20 protein-coding genes are annotated in these 16,800 nt (G+C 59.1%); 6 read left to right on the plus strand and 14 right to left on the minus strand.

Annotated features, from left to right (window positions below; translation table 11 throughout):
* Positions 1-4: 4 nt before the first annotated feature.
* The 7 genes from LF252_RS00590 to xseA all read right to left on the minus strand — a co-directional run bounded on the left by LF252_RS00590 (position 5) and on the right by xseA (position 5,071).
* Entirely contained in the window at positions 5-430 is a 426-nt protein-coding gene (locus tag LF252_RS00590; protein ID WP_226266136.1) for a response regulator, read from the minus strand.
* Entirely contained in the window at positions 427-1,239 is an 813-nt protein-coding gene (locus LF252_RS00595) for a sensor histidine kinase (protein ID WP_226266138.1), read from the minus strand. The genes LF252_RS00590 and LF252_RS00595 overlap by 4 nt, the downstream gene beginning before the upstream one ends.
* Before the next feature lie 188 nt (positions 1,240-1,427).
* Complete coding sequence (locus LF252_RS00600) at positions 1,428-2,126, minus strand: hypothetical protein (RefSeq protein ID WP_226266140.1); 699 nt, start codon at positions 2,124-2,126, stop codon at positions 1,428-1,430.
* 64 nt (positions 2,127-2,190) lie between these two features.
* On the minus strand, positions 2,191-2,892 hold the full coding sequence (locus LF252_RS00605; RefSeq protein WP_226266142.1) for a hypothetical protein: 702 nt from the start codon (positions 2,890-2,892) through the stop codon (positions 2,191-2,193).
* Between the two features lie 17 nt (positions 2,893-2,909).
* The gene (locus LF252_RS00610) at positions 2,910-3,260 is read right to left on the minus strand and encodes a hypothetical protein (protein ID WP_226266143.1); all 351 of its coding nucleotides are present in this window, start codon (positions 3,258-3,260) and stop codon (positions 2,910-2,912) included.
* Between the two features lie 81 nt (positions 3,261-3,341).
* A complete protein-coding gene (gene xseB / locus LF252_RS00615; RefSeq protein WP_226266145.1) occupies positions 3,342-3,566 on the minus strand; it encodes an exodeoxyribonuclease VII small subunit in 225 nt (74 codons plus the stop codon).
* A gap of 20 nt (positions 3,567-3,586) precedes the next feature.
* Complete coding sequence (gene xseA, locus LF252_RS00620; protein ID WP_226266147.1) at positions 3,587-5,071, minus strand: exodeoxyribonuclease VII large subunit; 1,485 nt, start codon at positions 5,069-5,071, stop codon at positions 3,587-3,589.
* 208 nt (positions 5,072-5,279) lie between these two features.
* On the opposite strand from xseA, the gene LF252_RS00625 reads away from it, so the two are divergent.
* Both LF252_RS00625 and LF252_RS00630 read left to right on the plus strand, forming a co-directional pair.
* Entirely contained in the window at positions 5,280-7,394 is a 2,115-nt protein-coding gene (locus tag LF252_RS00625) for a M13 family metallopeptidase (protein WP_226266148.1), read from the plus strand.
* Between the two features lie 97 nt (positions 7,395-7,491).
* Complete coding sequence (locus LF252_RS00630; protein ID WP_226266150.1) at positions 7,492-7,854, plus strand: hypothetical protein; 363 nt, start codon at positions 7,492-7,494, stop codon at positions 7,852-7,854.
* Between the two features lie 111 nt (positions 7,855-7,965).
* On the opposite strand, the gene LF252_RS00635 is transcribed toward LF252_RS00630, so the two are convergent.
* Entirely contained in the window at positions 7,966-8,700 is a 735-nt protein-coding gene (locus tag LF252_RS00635) for a peptidylprolyl isomerase (RefSeq protein WP_226266152.1), read from the minus strand.
* 190 nt (positions 8,701-8,890) lie between these two features.
* Positions 8,891-10,129: a zinc dependent phospholipase C family protein gene (locus LF252_RS00640; RefSeq protein ID WP_226266154.1), complete on the minus strand. Its 1,239-nt coding sequence runs from the start codon at positions 10,127-10,129 to the stop codon at positions 8,891-8,893.
* A gap of 165 nt (positions 10,130-10,294) precedes the next feature.
* On the opposite strand from LF252_RS00640, the gene LF252_RS00645 reads away from it, so the two are divergent.
* On the plus strand, positions 10,295-11,338 hold the full coding sequence (locus LF252_RS00645; RefSeq protein ID WP_226266156.1) for a hypothetical protein: 1,044 nt from the start codon (positions 10,295-10,297) through the stop codon (positions 11,336-11,338).
* An 86-nt stretch (positions 11,339-11,424) separates the two neighbouring features.
* Here LF252_RS00645 and LF252_RS00650 read toward each other — a convergent pair whose 3' ends face one another.
* Positions 11,425-11,925, minus strand: a complete 501-nt coding sequence (locus tag LF252_RS00650; RefSeq protein WP_226266158.1) for a CinA family protein — start codon at positions 11,923-11,925, stop codon at positions 11,425-11,427.
* Positions 11,926-12,009: 84 nt separating this feature from the next.
* Positions 12,010-13,302 carry an amidohydrolase family protein gene (locus LF252_RS00655; protein WP_226266160.1) on the minus strand — a complete coding sequence of 431 codons (1,293 nt, stop codon included), beginning with the start codon at positions 13,300-13,302 and terminating at the stop codon, positions 12,010-12,012.
* Positions 13,303-13,457: 155 nt separating this feature from the next.
* Here LF252_RS00655 and LF252_RS00660 point away from each other — a divergent pair, with 155 nt between their 5' ends.
* Complete coding sequence (locus LF252_RS00660) at positions 13,458-13,709, plus strand: acyl-CoA-binding protein (protein ID WP_226266162.1); 252 nt, start codon at positions 13,458-13,460, stop codon at positions 13,707-13,709.
* A 76-nt stretch (positions 13,710-13,785) separates the two neighbouring features.
* Here LF252_RS00660 and LF252_RS00665 read toward each other — a convergent pair whose 3' ends face one another.
* Both LF252_RS00665 and LF252_RS00670 read right to left on the minus strand, forming a co-directional pair.
* The gene (locus LF252_RS00665; protein WP_226266164.1) at positions 13,786-14,067 is read right to left on the minus strand and encodes a CDGSH iron-sulfur domain-containing protein; all 282 of its coding nucleotides are present in this window, start codon (positions 14,065-14,067) and stop codon (positions 13,786-13,788) included.
* A gap of 45 nt (positions 14,068-14,112) precedes the next feature.
* Positions 14,113-14,625, minus strand: a complete 513-nt coding sequence (locus LF252_RS00670; RefSeq protein WP_226266165.1) for a GNAT family N-acetyltransferase — start codon at positions 14,623-14,625, stop codon at positions 14,113-14,115.
* A 160-nt stretch (positions 14,626-14,785) separates the two neighbouring features.
* Between LF252_RS00670 and LF252_RS00675 the strand changes: the two genes are divergently transcribed.
* Complete coding sequence (locus tag LF252_RS00675) at positions 14,786-15,454, plus strand: DUF6565 domain-containing protein (protein WP_226266167.1); 669 nt, start codon at positions 14,786-14,788, stop codon at positions 15,452-15,454.
* A gap of 80 nt (positions 15,455-15,534) precedes the next feature.
* Here the strand turns inward: LF252_RS00675 and LF252_RS00680 are convergent, their stop codons facing one another.
* Positions 15,535-15,960, minus strand: coding sequence for an STAS/SEC14 domain-containing protein (locus LF252_RS00680; protein WP_226266179.1), 426 nt, complete (start codon positions 15,958-15,960; stop codon positions 15,535-15,537).
* A gap of 146 nt (positions 15,961-16,106) precedes the next feature.
* On the opposite strand from LF252_RS00680, the gene LF252_RS00685 reads away from it, so the two are divergent.
* Positions 16,107-16,730 (plus strand): deoxynucleoside kinase, encoded by a 624-nt coding sequence (locus tag LF252_RS00685; protein WP_226266181.1) that lies wholly within the window; start codon positions 16,107-16,109, stop codon positions 16,728-16,730.
* Positions 16,731-16,800 lie beyond the last annotated feature (70 nt).

The raw sequence follows: 16,800 nt of genomic DNA on the forward strand, positions 1-16,800 counted from the left end.
GGAGCTAGAAAGAGGCGGAGAGTACCGTACGGGAGCTACCAGAGCCGGGACGGGTATTGATGGCACTCTGGATGGCCCCTAATACTTCCTCCGGGCTGGCATTCTTGAGCAGGTAGCCGTGGGCTCCTTCAGCGCGAAGTGAATCAATCAGCTCCGGCTCATCGTGCATAGAAATGATGATAGAGCGCACCTGCGGATACTGGGCCCGCAGCAGCCGCACGGTTTGCAGGCCGTCGAGCACGGGCATCTGCAGGTCCATCAGAATCACATCCGGAATGGTGCCCTGGTCCAGGCGCTCCAGCAACTCCTGGCCGTCGCCTGCTTCAAACAGCACTTCCATACCCGGAAATCCGCTGATGAGAGCCCGCAAGCCCTTTCGAAATAAAATGTGGTCGTCGACGACGGCCAGACGGATGGCGGGTGTGCTCATGCGAGTGAGAGGCTAGGTGCTTGAGTGGTAGTAAGGTACGGCAGGGGCAGCGAAATCCAAACCTGGGTGCCCTGCCCGGCAGCCGACTCGTGCCGGAGCGTGCCCCGCAGCACGCCCACGCGGCTGCGTAGGTTTGTAAGGCCCAGGCCGGTACGGGTGCCGGGCAGGGGAGGCTGGTCGGAGGCGGTAGGGTCGAAGCCCACGCCATTATCGGTGTAGCGCAGCGCCAAGGAGTCGGCCCCGTATTCCACCTCAATATGAATCTGGCTGGCGTGGGCGTGGCGCAGGCCGTTACCCAGCAGTTCCTGCACCACCCGAAACACAATTAGCTCGTGCTTGGGCTCCAGGCGGCGCGGGGTGCCCAGCTGCTCCACCGTTACGTGGGTAGGCCCGTCGGCGGGCATGGTGCGGGCCAGGGCTTCCAGGGCGAAGGATAAGCCAAACTTTTGTAAGGCCGCGGGCAGGAGGTTACGCGAAATCCGGCGCACCTCGTTAATGGCTTGGTCCAGCAGTAGGGTGGCCTCCTCAGTCAGGTCGGGTTGGTTGAGGGTGTTCAGGTGTAGCTTTACAATGGCCAGCGTGGTTCCTACGCCGTCGTGCAGGTCGGCGGCAATGCGGCGGCGTTCCTCCTCCTGGGCCAACAGGGCCGCTTCCAGGGCCTGCTGCTGGGCATCTTCCTGCATGCGGCGCATTTCCTCCTGCTGGCGGAGCAGCCGGCGCTGGTAGCGCAGCACAAAGCCCACTATACCCAGAGCCAGCAGTAGCAGCACCGGGGTAGCCAGCAATACAGGATACAGCCAATGGTTCATTGGGCAGCAGCCGCCGCAAACGGCCTCGGGGTAAACGGTAGATTATGGTATTGCAGCAAGAAACAAAATAACTCAGAAACCCTCAACAATAGGCCTAAGAAGGTAGCTGGATGATTCCTTGGTTTAGACACTGGAGAAGCGTTGCGCAGAGCTTTCCTTAGAGTGAGCTTCGCTAAGCAGGGATCAATCTACCGTCTGTTACGGTGACCTTCAACTATTGAAGATTGAGGGTTACTATCGACTAGCAGAAATGCACGGGCAAACAGCAGGGCCAGCGTGAAGATCAATGCCGAATTAAGCAGGAATATCAGCCGCGCGCCGTATTCATCGTTTGTGTCTATAAAATGATTAGTAGCCAAATAAATAACGACGGTGCCAGATAGATACATGATAATACCAATTGTGGCGATAAAAAGCGGCACCCGCTGCAATTGAGTGTTTCGTCTCCGAATAAGAGTGCGTTCAAAATACAACAGCGCCAAACCTGTAACTATAATGCTCTCTAATAAATTGGTGAATGAATTTATGCGGCTGAATCCCTCTAAGTAAAAAGAATCAACTGCAGCAAATATCAAAAAGGTAATTGCTAATATTCGAATGATTTTTTTAGCGCGTTTGTGTTTAAACTCGGTATGATAGATTACTAAATAGAGCAAAGTTTCTCCTACGGTAGATACATGGATTACGGGTAGATTGTTGCGCCACACAACGGCGGCTATCTTCATGAGTATCGCCATGCTTAGCATGTAAGCGGGCAGAAACGCGAGGGGTTTCATTCCACCACGCAACCCCCAGCGGCGCTGCCACGCTAGGCTTATTGGAATAAGCATAGTGCCATAGCCAATGGCCTCAACCAAGTCGCAGAAAGGACGGAGCCAGGCAGGCATCAGCGTCTGCGTGAACAGAGAGGCCAAAAGCATCAACCCTGAGACTTGTGAGGGAAGGCAACCTTCACGCGTTAATAATTATCGGTGCAGTAGTGGTATCCAGAGCCTTAACGGGCCGCGCCAGCCAAAACGCCCGGCTGAACAATGTAACCATGAGGAACAGCAAAAAAGAGCTGATTAAATACACTATCCGTGCATCTCCTTCATCGTTAGCAGCAATCAGGTGATTGGTAACCAGATGTAAAACAATAGTGCCGGCTAAATAGAGTATGATGCCAATAGAGGCCACGAACATAGGTTTCCGCAAAGCCGCTATTCGCTGGCGTCTCAGAATATGTATTTCAAAATATATAAGTGCCAGAGTAATAATTAAGAAACTTTCAATAAGGTTAGTGTAAGCATTGATTTGCTGAAAACCTTCCAACCAGAAGGAATCAACTACCGCAAATGCGAGGAAGATTACGGCAACTAGTCGTACACGTCGCTTGATAATACTGTTCGTGAATTCATCATGATACACCTTCAAATACAGAAGCGCCTCACCAACAGTATTCAGGTGGTTGATTGGTAAAGTATAACGCCACAGTATAATTGCAACTTGGGCGCAGCAATACATTACAAGCAGAAATAACGGGATAAAACGTAGCGTCCGAAGTCCCCCAACTAGCCATCGACGATTGTACTGGGCTATGGCAATGGGAATTACCATAGCCCAGTAGACTACAAAATCAATGCCTTTGCACAGGGTGATGAACCAAACGGGCATTTCAGAGGAATACGCCTCTAGCTATTTAGGGGGTTGTCAATGCTGCAGCAAGGAGGGCAAGGCGGCAGGGCGGTAGCTATTTGGGAAGAAGAAGTGAGCGAAGAAGATTCCTCATCCATTACACCTCGGGCAGCTGTGGCTGTGCTGCTCAAAATGTCGTTGTCGTTAGAGTCGTACCCAACCAAAATCAGCTTGGGTGCCCCGTTGTCATCTAATCCGTAGTAAGCGCGTACGCCCACGCAGCCGGGCTGGGATAGAAGGTCATTCAGGATAGCGGCAGAGATGCAATGGCCCTTTACCCCGCCAGGGTTCTGGTTGCGGTAATTGCGCGTCCAGTCACTGGCCTGTTGCAGGTCGTTGTTTGTCATGGTGTGTTATAAGGAGAGTAAGGAACAGGAAGAATCAAATATAAAAAATAACCTATGCAGCACAGGGAATATTGCTAGTATTTATTCCTCGGCGTACTCGTCGTCCTCATCTTCCAGGTTCTCAAATACCTGGTCGATGGCTGATTCGGCGGAACGGAGCTTCTGCTTGCACAGGCGTATTAGTTCGGCGGAGCGCTGCACGCGGGCCGTGAGGTCGTCCACGTCCACGGCATCGGTTTCGAGGGCGCGCAGGATGGTTTCCAGCTCTTCGATGGCCTGGCGGTAGGTAAGATTCTGGGGCGACATAGAACTAAACGGAAAGTCAGTTAAGGAAGGAAGAGGGGCATTTGGCCCCCAATGCGGGCCGGTACCACGGCATCGGGCAGGCGCAGGAGTACCTGTTGGCCCGGGCGTAACGGCCCGGTAAAGGGCTGGCCCTTGGCGGTGAGCAGGCGCACGGTGCCGGTAGTAGGGGCGGAATTCAGCTGGGCCAGTTGTAGCTCCTGGCGGTGCAGCAACCGTACGGCGGCCAGGTGGGTAGCGTGCTGCTGACAAAGCAGTTGCTCCCGCCGCCGCCGGTGCAGCCGCCGGAAGCGCCCGGCCAAAGTCCGGCCCCGCTGGCGCAGCTGTTGCTCCTGCTGCCGCAGGGTTTTGCGGGCGGTGCGGTGCAGCTGATGGCGGCGGCGCGTGAGCTGCTGCTCCTGCTGCCGCAGTTGGGCCCGGGGCGCGTTGGCGGCCAGCCGGATGCGCTGGTGCAGGGCGTTGCGGTGGTCCTGGAGCTGGTTTTGGGCCGCCAGGTTGGCCAGCCGGAGCAGGCGGCTGAGCTGCCCTGTTTCCTGCTGCACCCGGGCCTGGGCCAGCTCCCGAATACGGCTGCCGTAGCCTTCCAGGGCCGTTTCCAACCGGGCCAGCCGCTCAATCAGGAAAGCTGCTACGGCGGTGGGCGTTTTCAGAGAAAGGTGGGCCGTTAGGTCAACCACCGCCTCGTCCCGCTCGTGGCCGATGCCGGCCAGTACGGGCAGCGGAAACGCGCCCACGGTGGCCGCCAGCCCGTAGTCATCAAAGGCCAGCAAATCGGTTTTGGAGCCCCCGCCCCGGATGATGACCACCGCATCAAACTCCTGGCGGCGGGGCCGGATGGTATCCAGCGCCGCCCGAATGCTGGCCGGGGAGTCGTCGCCCTGCATTAGGGTCGGAAACAGCGTCAGGGCGAAATCATACGGGGCCTCGCGGAGCTGCTGCACAAAGTCCTGCCAGCCGGCGGCGGTAGGGGATGATATTACGGCTACCCGCTGCACGCCCAGCGGCAGCGTCAGGCGCTTTTGGCGTTCCAGCAGGTCCTGGGCCTGCAGCTTGCGCAGGGTTTCCAGCCGCTGCTTGGCCAGGTCGCCTATGGTGTAGGTAGGGTCGAGGGCCAGCACGTCCAGGCTCAGTCCGAACTGCTCGTGAAACTTCACCTGTACCCGTAGCATTAGTTTTAGGCCGGGGCGCAACGTGAGGCCGGTATGCTCCTCGAAAGCAGCGGCCAGCTGCTGGTAGCGCTGGCTCCAGATGGTAGCTCGAGCCTGGGCTTTCAGCTGGGCCCCGCGGCCGGTAGTGTGCTGGTCGGTGAGGGTAAGGTAGCAGTGGGCCCCTACGGTGCGGGGTAGGGTGAGGTCGGCCACTTCGGCTACCACCCAGTACGAATCGGCAAACCGCTCGCTCAAGGTCTGCCGCACCCGGGCCAGCAGCTCGCTCAGGGGCATAGCGGCCGGGGGTAGGTGTTTGGCAGGGGCAAGGCCCGGTTCGGGGCGACGGTTGTACAGCGGCATTCTACTGGTAAAGGTACGAGGTGAGAAGGTGACGGCGACGCAGAAACGCAACGCTGCCTATGCATCTGCCCATCCCGGGATGCAACGGCTAACGGTGGAGTTTTGTCTTTGCGTTCCGCAAAGTCGGCCCGGGGGGCGGTATTTTCTTTTACCTTGCCTACCTGTTTGATTTCCCACCCTTCGAGCATCTCAACCTTTTCCTCCTAGTATGAAGAACCGCAACAGCCTCTCGCTGGCCGCTTTGGCCGCCGCTGGCCTGTCGTTGGCGGGCTGCGCCTCCAGCAAAACGGCCGCACCCACCACCGCCGCTACTACTACGCCGGCCGCTACCACGCCCGCCCCGGCTCCCGACCCCGCCGGTACCGGCCTGAACGTGGCCAACATCGATAAATCGGTGAACCCTTGCGACGACTTCTTCCAGTACGCCTCGGGCAACTGGCTGAAGAACAACCCGATTCCGGCCGCTGAAGTACGCTGGGGTGCATTCAACGAGCTGGCCGACAAGAACAACGCGGTAATGCGCCAGATTCTGGACGAGTCGGCGGCTAACACCTCGGCCGCCAAAGGCTCCAACGCCCAGAAAGTAGGCGACTACTACGCTTCGGCAATGGACTCGATGGCTATTGAAAAAGCTGGCCTAAAGTACCTGCAGCCCGAACTGGCCCGCATCAACGGTATCAAGGACCTGAAAGGCCTGCAAAACGAAATCGTACACGCGCACAAAATCTCCACCGGCGTATTCTACTCTGATTACGTAGGGCAGGATGACAAGAAGAGCGACGAGTACGCCGTGAACCTGTACCAAGGCGGCCTGAGCTTGCCCGACCGGGACTACTACCTGAAGGATGATGCCCGCTCGAAAGGCATCCGGGCGGCCTACACCACCTACCTCACCAACACCTTCAAGATGCTGGGCGACAACGAGGCCACGGCGGCTAAAAACGCCGCCGCCGTGCTGCGCCTGGAGACCCGCCTGGCCAAAGCCAGCAAGAGCCGTGTTGACCTGCGCGACCCCAACGCCAACTACAACAAGATGACGGTGGCCGAGGCCGGTAAGCAGTTCCCGAACCTGGATTTGCCTGGCACACTGCGCAAGATGAACCTGGGCTCGGCTAAAACGGTCATCGTAGGGCAGCCGGCTTTCTTCAAGGAAGTAAGCACCATGCTGAAGCAGGAGCCCATCGGCGACCTGAAAACCTACATGCGCTGGCACCTGGTGTCGTCCTTGACCTCGGCCCTGCCCAAGGCCTACGGCGACGAGTCGTTCAAATTTGCGCAGGTGCTGAGCGGGGCCAAGCAGCAGCAGCCCCGCTGGAAGCGCATGCTCCGCGCCACCGACGGTGCGCTGGGCGAAGCTTTCGGCCAGGTGTACGTAGAGAAGGCCTTCACGCCGGCTACCAAGCAGAAGGCCATGGAAATGGTGAACAACATCAAGGAAGCTATGGGTGAGCACATCCAGAAGCTCGACTGGATGAGCGACGCTACCAAGGCCGAAGCCCAGAAGAAGCTGGCCGCCTTCACCGTGAAAATTGGCTACCCCGATAAGTGGAAGGACTACTCGGCCCTGAACATCTCGCGCGAGTCGTACCTGAAAAACGTGCTGGCCGCCCGCGAGTGGGCTGCTAATGACAACGTGAGCAAGTTCGGCAAGCCCATCGACCGGCAGGAGTGGGGCATGACGCCGCCCACGGTAAATGCCTACTACAACCCGTCGATGAACGAAATTGTGTTCCCAGCCGGTATCATGCAGCCACCGTTCTTCGACCCCAACGCCGACGACGCGGTAAACTACGGCGGCATGGGCGCGGTAATTGGCCACGAAATAACCCACGGCTTCGATGACCAGGGCCGCCAGTACGACGCCCAGGGCAACCTGCGCGACTGGTGGACCAAGGAAGACGCCGCCAAGTTTGAGCAGCGCGCCGACATGGTAGGCAAGCAGTACTCGGCCTTCTCGCCGCTGGACTCGGTGTACGTGAACGGCAAGCTGACCATGGGCGAAAACCTGGCCGACTTCGGTGGCCTGGCCCTGGCCTACTCGGCCCTGGAAAAGCAGCTGGCCAAGCAGTACGGCAACTCGAACCGCCCCAAGTTTGATGGCTTTACGCCTGAGCAGCGCTTCTTCCTGGCCTGGGCCCAGGTGTGGCGTACCAACGCCCGCCCCGAGTACCTGCGCCAGCAGGTAATGACGGACCCCCACTCGCCGGCCCAGTACCGCACGGTGGGCCCCCTAATGAACATGCCCGAGTTCTTTGAGGCCTTCGGCTGCAAGGACGACGCCAAGATGGTGCGTGCTCAAGCTGACCGTGCCCGGGTGTGGTAATGTGGTGAGTTATTCGCCTTTGTGCTGAAAAGCCGGCTCGCATCGTGCGGGCCGGCTTTTTTGCGCGCTGTTGAGCCAGGGGTGCCTATCTTGCGGCATGCTGAATTACGCCCGTATCCTTTGCTGCTCTCTGCTCATCACGCTGCTTACCGCTTGCCGCCCTTCGGTTGAGGAGCTGGTGCAGCAGCCCAAAGTGGGCGACGTGTACGTGGTGCAGTTCCAGCCCGCTGGCAGCGCCGAGCCGCATTACTTCCTGTACCAGGTAAAAGCGGTGCGCCCCGAAGCCGTGGAACTAGTTGCGGCCCAGCAGGAATCTCTAAAAGCGGACGTGGACGCCAGCCAGCCTGGATTTTTCTCGGATAAGGTGCTGACGTATACCCGCGCCGAAGCGCTGGCGCTGCTACAGGAACAACCCGGCGACATACAGCACAGCAAGCTGGTAGCCGTGAAACGCCAGTAGCGCGCAGCTCTGCTTCGCGCACGAGCAACAGGCGAGTTCCCACGCGCATGGTGCAATACCGGATACTCGCTTCGCTCGTGCGCGAAGCGGAGCTGCGCGCTACTGGCACAGCTATTTCAGTACTTTAATCTTGATGCCCACGTCTTCCACGGGCCAGTTGTCGGAGCCGACGGGCTCAGCGGCAATTTTGTCGATGACATCCAGGCCTTCGACTACTTCCCCGAACACGGTGTATTGCCCGTCGAGGCTGGGGACGCCACCTTGAGTGGCGTAGGTGCGCAGCTGCTCGGGGGTGAGGGTGCGGTAGGTGCTTACTTGGGCTTCGTAGGCCGGTACTTTCTTGCCCTGCACAATGTAGAAATCGTGGCTGGAGGAGAGCTTGTTCGGGTTCTGGTCGTCGTCGAAGCGGGCCATGCCTACGGCCCCGCGTTTGTGATAGTGCGAGGTGCGGATTTCGGGGGGCAGGTGGTAGCGGCTGAGCCGGATGGCCAGCTGCTCGGAGGTACCGCCCTGGATGGCAAAATCCTTCACCACGCGGTTAAATACGGTTTGGTCGAAGTATCCCTTGCGGCTCAGTAGCAGAAAGTTGGCAGTGTGGAGCGGCGTGTCCTCGTAGAGGCGGATGCGCATGTTGCCGTGGCGAGTTTGCAGCAGTACCTCGCGGCCGGGGTACTGGTGGCCGTACTCGGTAAGTAGCTGCACCACGTTGGAATCGGCCAGGGAGCGAAGGGCGGGGCCGGGGGCCTCGGGAGCTTTGGGCGTAGTGGCTGTAGCTTCGGGCTGGCGCTGGTTGCAGGCCAGCAGAAGCCCCAGCAGGGGCAGGCAGCGCAGGCTTGACGAGAACATAGATTGCAGGAAGAAAGGAAACGAAGCCGGAAACGGCCCAATGGGGTAGGCCGCCCCGCAAGATACGGTGCTTCAGTAGTTGACGATAAGGTCCACCCAGCCACTAAGCAGAATACCTGCTACCATGCAACGGCCCCGGTCAATACCTGACCGGGGCCGTTATGCTTTCAAAGTAGAGAATGGAAGGGCGCTACCAGCCGGAGCCGGCCGGCGTATCCCAACCATCTGAAGCCGGCTTCTTTTTGGGCTTTGCCGGCTTGTCGACTTTCACCTTTTCCTTTTGGGAGGGGCCATCAGCAGGCTTGCTCTTGATTTTTACTTTGGTAGTGCCAGCGGGCGGCGCGGGGGCACCGGCTACTGGGGCAGGTGCCGGTGTGGCTTCGGCATCGGCGGGCAGCGGGGCCATGTCGCGGGCGGCATTGATGAGGTCGGGGCGCTCCTCGGCTTTCACTTTCTGCATCGACAGTAGCAGGCCCTGCTCCAGCAGTTGGTTGTCCTTCCAGGCACCCATTTCCGACTTCAGCTTCTCCTCCTCTTCCTTGCTGGGTTTGCGCTTGAGCATCGCATCCAGATCGGGCGAACCGGCGTCCTTCCAGGCTGTCATCCACATAGAAGCCACTAGGGTAGGGGCCAGCTTCAGGCGGAAAGCTACCTGGCCGCCCACTTTCTCGTGGTAGGAGTCGGCAAAGGCATCAGAGTAGGCGCGACGGGTTTTGCCATATTTGTGGCTGAATACGTACTTGGTTTCGGGCGTATACTTGCGGGTTACCTCTTCTTCCTTATCGAAAGTGTCGCCCAGGAAGCCGTACGATTCCTGAATTACCTGCCAGATGTCCTTCAGCGGATCTTTCTCGTAGCGGCCCGACTCGTTATCCAGCTTGTACTTGCCAATGTGGCGTTCGGGCAGCTTGCTTTCCCACAGGGCATGAATGCCTTCCTGCTTGGTAAGCTGGCCGTCGTAGTTTTCGGTGGTGTGCAGGGGCACGTAGGCGTCGGCCACGTAATGGCCAAGGTCGGCCGAGAGGGCCAGGATAGCCGTGGTATCTTTTTCGCGGAATGCCTTGGTGAGTTTCTCCTTGGTTTCAATGACGGCCCAGGGCAAGGTGCCGTACTTGCGCAGGGTATCAGCGGTGTATTTGGCTACGGCCTTCTCCCACATTTTGGGCATCAGGCCGAAGGGGTCGTCGCCGTAGTGGTCAATATCAATAAAGTGCTTGCTGGCCTCGGCGGGGTCCTGGTCCCGGCGCTCATCGGCGGCCGTGCTCAGCTTCACCAGTTTGGCCATGTTGCGGTAGTAATAGCCGCGCATGGGAGCGGGTAGGGAATACACGGCCAGCTGCGTGATGGTGCGGTGACCGAAAAAGCCCCAACCCGGCGACAACACCGGGCACAACAGCACGATAAAAAGGGTGAGTAGTAGTTTTTTCATGACGCAAGCCAAACGGGTAACGGGCGAAGAACGAAGGTACGATATGAGGACTTGACGTGCTGATTTTTTGCGGGTTGTCGGCCTATGGTCGGCCTGTGAGCAGCCCCTGCTTCGCCCTACACCTTTGAAACCCGTATCATTGAGCCCCACCTGCCCAGCCCACCCGTGACGCTTGTTTCCAAGAAGAAAATACCCTACGCCATCCGGCCCCGGCTGCGCGACTACCTGCACCAGTACGACCGGGAAACTCAGCTGCCCGTGACGTATCAGGAACTCACCCGCTTTACCGGTTCCTTCCCCCTGCTCAACCGCCAGGGCCGGGATACGCTCTGGGAAACGGTCTATTTCGAGCCCCAGGCCCTGCGGGAGCTGAGCGAGGGGCTGGCCGAGGTGTACGCCCTGCTGAAAACCGCCGGCGACTTATCCTTCACCGACCACCTCGTGGCCGACCGGGTGGACTACTGCCGCTTCGGGAACAGCAACCCGTTTCGGGTGCGCATCGTGAACCAGCTCAACGACAACTACGACTACTTCTACGTGAAGCGGGCCGATGCCTCACGGGTGTACGGGCTGGAGCTGGAGCACCTGCTCAGCCCCAACAGCATGAACTACCTGGTGCACGGCGATACGCTTATTGAGGAGCACATTGCCGGCATCCCCGGCGACGACTTTATCCGGGACCATCTGCAGCGGCCTCACCTCAACCAGGTACGCATTGCCAAGGAGTTTGTGAAATTCAATGAGCGGTGCTTTGCCCGTCTGCTGGGTGATATGCGGGCCTACAATTACGTTATCGACGTGACGCCCGATTTCGAGGACGAGCAGTACCGCGTGCGGGCCATCGACTTCGACCAGCAGTGCTACGAGGGTAAAAAGAACATGTACCTGCCGCAGTTTTTCAAGGACAACCGGGCCGTGGTGATGCTGTGCAGCCAGCTGCTTACGCCCGAAAGCATCCGGCAGTACCAAACGGAGGAGCGCACCCTCATGGCTCGGCGAGTCCGCTCGGAGCGCCGCCGCCTCAAAGATCTTATCGACTGCCTGCGCCACGACGACGTATCGCCCCCCGAAAAAGTGGATCAGCTCAAACAGCAGCTCAACCAGCACCACCACACCCAGCAGTTCAGCCGCTGCCGCACCATGGGCGACATAGTGCGCCTGAACCTGAAAATTATGCTGCTGGCCCCCAACAAGGCACTGGAGGGGTGAGAGTTTCTAGTTGCTGGTTTCTAGTTTCTGGTTGCCGAACAGTGTCACAACCAGAAACTAGAAACCAGCAACTAGAAACTAAAAAATCACGCCGGGGCCAGCTGCTGGCGTTCCAGCAGGTCGGCTAGCTTCTCGTAGATGAACTCGGTGGCGCGCTGGCGGATGGCGTCGCCGGTGCCGGTGAACTGCTCCCGGTACTCGTGGGCCTTGCCCTGGAACAGGATGGTGACGAATACCGTGCCCACCGGCTTTTCGGGCGTTTCCGATTTGCCGGGGCCGCACAGGCCCGTTACGGCCACGCACACGTCGGCGGCGGGCAGGTGGCGGTGCAGGCCCAGGGCCATTTCGTTGGTGGTTTGCTGGCTCTCGGCCGAGTACGTGGCCAGGGTTGCTTTCTTCACCCCCAGCAGCTGCTGCTTGGCCTCGGGGTGGTAGGTTACCACCGAGCCCAGCAGTACTTCGCTCACGCCGGTAGCCGGGGCCAGCTGGGCGGCGGCCAGGCCGCAGGTGCAGCTTTCGGCCAGAGCCAGGGTGAGCTTGTGCTTCAGGAAATTCTGGACTAGCTCGTCAGGAAGCGTCTTTTTCATAGCAGGCAGGAATGTACCCCGCCTACGCAGGCCCGTCCGGGAAGGGTGCAGCCGAGCTTAGGGCCGGCTGCACCCACAGTCGGGCTATTCCTGCCGGTACACGGTGCCCTGCTTCATCACAAAGCGCACCCGCTGCATGGCGTTGATGTCCTGCACCGGGTCGCCCTCCACGGCTACCACATCGGCCAGCTTACCGGGCTCCAGCGTACCCAGGCTGCCCGTCTGGCCCAGCAGCTCAGCCGCCGCTACGGTGGCGCTGCGCAAAGCCTCGTAGGCGGGCATGCCGGCCTCCACCATATACCGGAACTCCAGGGCATTCACACCGTGGCGGTACACGGAGGCATCGGTACCAAAGGCAATTTTGACGCCCGCTTTGTACGCCCGCCCAAAGGTGTCCTGTAGTTTGGGCCCGATGGCCAGGGCCTTGGGCGTTACCAGTGCGGGGTAGTAGTTGGGGATTTTGGCGGAGTCGGCTACCGATTTGCCGGCCGTGATGGTGGGCACGTACCAGGTGCCGTATTTCTTCATCAGCTTCATGGTTTCGTCGTCCATGAGGGTGCCGTGCTCAATGCTGGTCACGCCCGCCCGAATAGCCCGTTTCATGCCCTCGGCCCCGTGGGCGTGGCAGGCCACGTTTAGGCCCAAATCCCGCGCCGTTTCCACCACGGCCCTGATTTCTTCCTCCGTAAACTGCGGGGCCGAGCCATCCTTGGCCACACTGAGCACGCCGCCGGTGCTGGCAATCTTGATGAGGTCGGCTCCGCGCTTGTATTGCTCGCGCACGGCCTGACGGCCCTGGTCGGGGCCGTTGGCCACGCCATCGGGCGGGCCGGGCATGCCCATCAGGTCGAGGCGGTAGCCGTTGGTGGGGTCCATGTGGCCGCCCGTGCCCGATATGGCCTTACCCGCCGTGAAAATGCGCGGCCCCACCACCTGTCCCCGGTTGATGGCGTTGCGCAGGGCAATGTTCACGCCCGAGCCGCCCAAGTCGCGCACCGTGGTAAAGCCCGCCAGCAGGGTTTTGCGGGCGTGTTCCAGGGTGCCAAACGCCACGTCGGCCGGGTTCTGGGTAAATTCCTTGAGATAGTTATCCTTGCTGGTTTCGCCCTCCAGGTGCACGTGGCAGTCGATAAGGCCGGGCAGCACGGTGCGGTTTTTCAGGTCCACCACCTTGTCCTGCGCCCCGGTAGGCGTGGCGTAGCCCGATTCCACGGCCACAATGCGGCCTTTTTCTACCACCAGAGTCATTTCGGAGCGGGCACGCTCGGTGCGCATGTCCAGCAGGCGGCCGCAGTGCAGGTAGGTTTTTTGGGCCTGCGCGGCGGTAGCCAGCAGCAACGAGCCCGCCAGCAGCGCCAAGCGTACGGGTGAAAGCATAGGGGAGGGGTTGAAGAGTGGGAGATGCGGGAGGAAGATACAGCACAATTAAATGCTGCATGCCTACCAAATTGCGGGTAATCCGTATCTTTTGCCAGCCGTTCGGTTCGCTGCAGCGGCTCACTCACCATTTCACCACCTCACCAGTTCACCGTATGGCTACCATCGAAGAATTTGAAGCTGCCGCCGCCCGCAGCAAGGAACTGCCCGCCAAACCCGACAACATGACCCTGCTGAAGCTGTACTCCCTCTACAAGCAAGGCAGCGAGGGCGACGTAAGCGGCGACCGGCCCGGCGGGTTCGATTTCAAAGCCATTGCCAAGTACGACGCCTGGGCCGGCCAGCGCGGCAAAAGCCAGGAAGAAGCCCGTCAGGAGTACGTTGACTTCGTAAACTCACTGTTCTAGGCGTTACTCCGCATAAACAGCAAGCCCCCGGCTACCATTGGTAGCCGGGGGCTTGCTGTTTATGCGTGAGAACGGGTTACGCCAGCGGCGCAGCTCCAGCATCAGGGGCAGCGGGAGGCGTTACGGGCGGAGTAGCGGGTTTGGGAGCCGGCAGGTCGAAGGCCTCAGCGTTGTGCTCGAAGTGGCCCTTGTGCGAGCCGTCGCAGAACGGCTTGTTTTTGGAGAGGCCGCAGCGGCAGATACTGATTCGCTCCCGGCCAGCCAGGCCGTAAGGTTTGCCCTGGGCGTCTACCAGTTCAAAATCGTTGCCATCAACGCGGAGGGAGCCATTGCTCAGGACGGTAAGTTTCGTGGCCATAAAAGGGCAGAAGAAAAAGTAAGTGGTACGGTAGGTATTACGCGGCTACAGTGCTTTCTGCATTACGTAGTCGTTCATCCAGTAGGGGCCGATGGCAATGTCCTCTTCCCGTTGCCGCTGAAAGCCTAGGTGCTCATAGAAGTTGAGGGCGGGGTTGTGGCGGTTTACGTTCAGCTCCAAGATGCGGCCGCCGGCGGTGCGCACGGCCGTTTCCACGGCTCCAATCAGCCGCTGGCCCAGGCCTAAGCCCTGGTGGGTGGGTAGCACGTAAATTTTATTGAGGTGGTAATGGCCGGCCGGTGCTTTGGCCGAGTACGAAGCAAACCCAGCGGGCTGCTCATCCACGTACACCAGCAGAAACGTATGGCCCTGCTCGCTTATTTGCTTTTGCAGCGAGGCCGGTGTATAAATCACCCGGTACATGTACTCAATCTGCTCCTTGGAAATGATGAAGCGGTAAGTAGGTTCCCAGGTAGCTTCGGCCAGCGCCACAATGGTCGGAATATCGGCCAGGGTGGCCGGCTGAATGCGGACGGAGGGGGCAGCGGCAACGGACATAGCCAGCAAAAAACGTCATAATCCGGCGCAAAACCGAACCCATTTACCGGTTTCATTCGTTTTTGGGCCGGAAATTGCCTGTAACGGTATACCGGTTCGGCGCGGGGAGCCGTTTTCGGTAGAATCTCTCCATCACCACCTGTTTCCCGTACACTAGCCTATGAAACGCTCCATTGCCTATACACTGCTGACGCTGGCTGGCCTGGCCACGGCCACCGGAGCCTCGGCGCAGCAAACTCCCAAAAAGACCACCACCCGTGCCTCTACTGGTACGGCTACCTCCGCGGGCCTGGAAAAAGACTTGGCCGATTTCAGCGACTGGGTAAATGATAAAGTAGACCGTGTGGCCACCACCGCCCGCCGCGAACTGCCGCGCATCAGCGAAGAGTTTGACCGCCAGAGCCGCCGCATCGACCGGGCCGTGGATAGCCTGACGGTGGAGGGCAAAAAGGAATACAACACCCAGAAGGTGCGCTATAAGCGCTGGGCCGACCGTCAGGACAGCCTGGATGCTGCTGCCCGCCGCCCCGCCACCGCCGACCAAGCCCAACGCCGTTTGCTGAACGAGGACGTGAATATCAGCAAAGCCCGGGCCTCTGAACTGCCCGACCTGTACTTCCGCCTCGTGGAAACTATGCGTAGCGACAAAAAGGACTGGACCCAGGCCGACTGGAGCGCTGCCAGCGCCGTGCTCAGTCGCCTGAATGCCCGCTATGACCAGGTGCGCGACCAACTGCCACTGGAGGAGCGCCTGCGCATCCGGAGCCTGCAGGGCGAGTTCCGCACCCTGGAAAAAGCCCGCGACGTGAAAGATGTAATGCGCGAGTAATAGAAACCACTATAGTTTTAACCCCAAACCAAACGCCCCCAGTTACTGCAGTAGCCGGGGGCGTTTGGTTTGGGGCAGACCTAGATGGCTTGGGCTACAGAGCGTGGCGGGCGACCCTGCTGGCGCAGCCATTGCCAGGCCGCCGTAAGCTCCTGAAACAGCTGAATAGGAATGTACTGCCGCACCCGCTCAAAAAATTCCAGGCTGGCCAGCTGATTGTGCATATCCGGCGAGAAAACGTAGGCAATGGCCCGCAGGCCGCTTTCCATCGACTGGGGCAGCCACTCGTACTCCAGCCAGTCCATGGCCTCAGACCAGTCGCCGGTGGCGTGGGTTTTGTCGTTGAGCAGCAGGGTAGTGGGGTACTGCGCGTATAGTTTCAGCGCTTCGTTGGCCACGTACATTACCTCGCGGCTGGTGAGATTGCCAAACCAGCGCACGTACAGCAGCTTCTGGGCGGTGGCGTAGTGTAGTTCTACCAGCGTAGAGCCGTTGGCATCTGGCAAAGTTCCGAGTGGCTGAAGATGTAGCGAGTCCATGAGGGGTGTGTATATAGGGAAAGTGCTATGTAATGTACGACGTTGCCGGGAATGCTTTAGGTTCAAATGCTATCCGTATTTTTGCGCCTCTCTTTTTCTCGCGCTTCTCGCTCATGCACATTGCAATAGTCGGCAACATTGGGGCTGGCAAAACCACGCTGGCCAATAAACTGGCCCACCACTTCAACTGGGAGGTATTTCTGGAAGACGTCGACCACAATCCATACCTCAAGGATTTCTACGACGACATGCCCCGCTGGTCGTTTCACCTGCAGGTATACTTCCTCAACAGCCGCTTCCGCCAAACGCAGCGCATCAAGGAGCTGCAGACGACGAACAAGGGTGTTATTCAAGACCGCACTATTTACGAGGATGCTCACATCTTCGCGGCCAACCTGCACCAATCGGGGCTGATGGAGGAGCGGGATTACCAGAACTACCTGAACCTGTTTCAGTCGATGATCAGCATGGTAAACCCACCCGATTTGCTGCTCTACCTGCGGGCCGATTTGCCTAAGCTGGTGCAGCAAATTGAAAAGCGCAACCGGGACTACGAGAATAACATCAAGATTGAGTACCTCAAGCACCTCAACGAGCACTACGAGGAGTGGATTAAAGGCTACACGGCCGGCCGTCTGCTGATTGTGGACGTGAATAACCTCGACTACGTGCACAATCCCGAGGACCTGAGCGTCATCATCGACAAAATCAATAGCACGCTGTTCGGGCTGTTTTAGTGCTTGATGCTTAGAGCCAAAAAACAGCAAAAAAAGGCCCCGCCGTAACCACGGCGGGGCCTTTTTCATA

Source organism: Hymenobacter pini, from assembly GCF_020421205.1.
Lineage (GTDB): Bacteria > Bacteroidota > Bacteroidia > Cytophagales > Hymenobacteraceae > Hymenobacter > Hymenobacter pini.

Bases quoted from the DNA above. Each gene is read 5' to 3' on its own strand.
- LF252_RS00590 (WP_226266136.1), bottom strand. From the start codon at position 430: ATGAGCACACCCGCCATCCGTCTGGCCGTCGTCGACGACCACATTTTA.
- LF252_RS00595 (WP_226266138.1), bottom strand. From the start codon at position 1,239: ATGAACCATTGGCTGTATCCTGTATTGCTGGCTACCCCGGTGCTGCTA.
- LF252_RS00600 (WP_226266140.1), bottom strand. From the start codon at position 2,126: ATGCCTGCCTGGCTCCGTCCTTTCTGCGACTTGGTTGAGGCCATTGGC.
- LF252_RS00605 (WP_226266142.1), bottom strand. From the start codon at position 2,892: ATGCCCGTTTGGTTCATCACCCTGTGCAAAGGCATTGATTTTGTAGTC.
- LF252_RS00610 (WP_226266143.1), bottom strand. From the start codon at position 3,260: ATGACAAACAACGACCTGCAACAGGCCAGTGACTGGACGCGCAATTAC.
- xseB (WP_226266145.1), bottom strand. From the start codon at position 3,566: ATGTCGCCCCAGAATCTTACCTACCGCCAGGCCATCGAAGAGCTGGAA.
- xseA (WP_226266147.1), bottom strand. From the start codon at position 5,071: ATGCCGCTGTACAACCGTCGCCCCGAACCGGGCCTTGCCCCTGCCAAA.
- LF252_RS00625 (WP_226266148.1), top strand. From the start codon at position 5,280: ATGAAGAACCGCAACAGCCTCTCGCTGGCCGCTTTGGCCGCCGCTGGC.
- LF252_RS00630 (WP_226266150.1), top strand. From the start codon at position 7,492: ATGCTGAATTACGCCCGTATCCTTTGCTGCTCTCTGCTCATCACGCTG.
- LF252_RS00635 (WP_226266152.1), bottom strand. From the start codon at position 8,700: ATGTTCTCGTCAAGCCTGCGCTGCCTGCCCCTGCTGGGGCTTCTGCTG.
- LF252_RS00640 (WP_226266154.1), bottom strand. From the start codon at position 10,129: ATGAAAAAACTACTACTCACCCTTTTTATCGTGCTGTTGTGCCCGGTG.
- LF252_RS00650 (WP_226266158.1), bottom strand. From the start codon at position 11,925: ATGAAAAAGACGCTTCCTGACGAGCTAGTCCAGAATTTCCTGAAGCAC.
- LF252_RS00655 (WP_226266160.1), bottom strand. From the start codon at position 13,302: ATGCTTTCACCCGTACGCTTGGCGCTGCTGGCGGGCTCGTTGCTGCTG.
- LF252_RS00660 (WP_226266162.1), top strand. From the start codon at position 13,458: ATGGCTACCATCGAAGAATTTGAAGCTGCCGCCGCCCGCAGCAAGGAA.
- LF252_RS00665 (WP_226266164.1), bottom strand. From the start codon at position 14,067: ATGGCCACGAAACTTACCGTCCTGAGCAATGGCTCCCTCCGCGTTGAT.
- LF252_RS00670 (WP_226266165.1), bottom strand. From the start codon at position 14,625: ATGTCCGTTGCCGCTGCCCCCTCCGTCCGCATTCAGCCGGCCACCCTG.
- LF252_RS00675 (WP_226266167.1), top strand. From the start codon at position 14,786: ATGAAACGCTCCATTGCCTATACACTGCTGACGCTGGCTGGCCTGGCC.
- LF252_RS00685 (WP_226266181.1), top strand. From the start codon at position 16,107: ATGCACATTGCAATAGTCGGCAACATTGGGGCTGGCAAAACCACGCTG.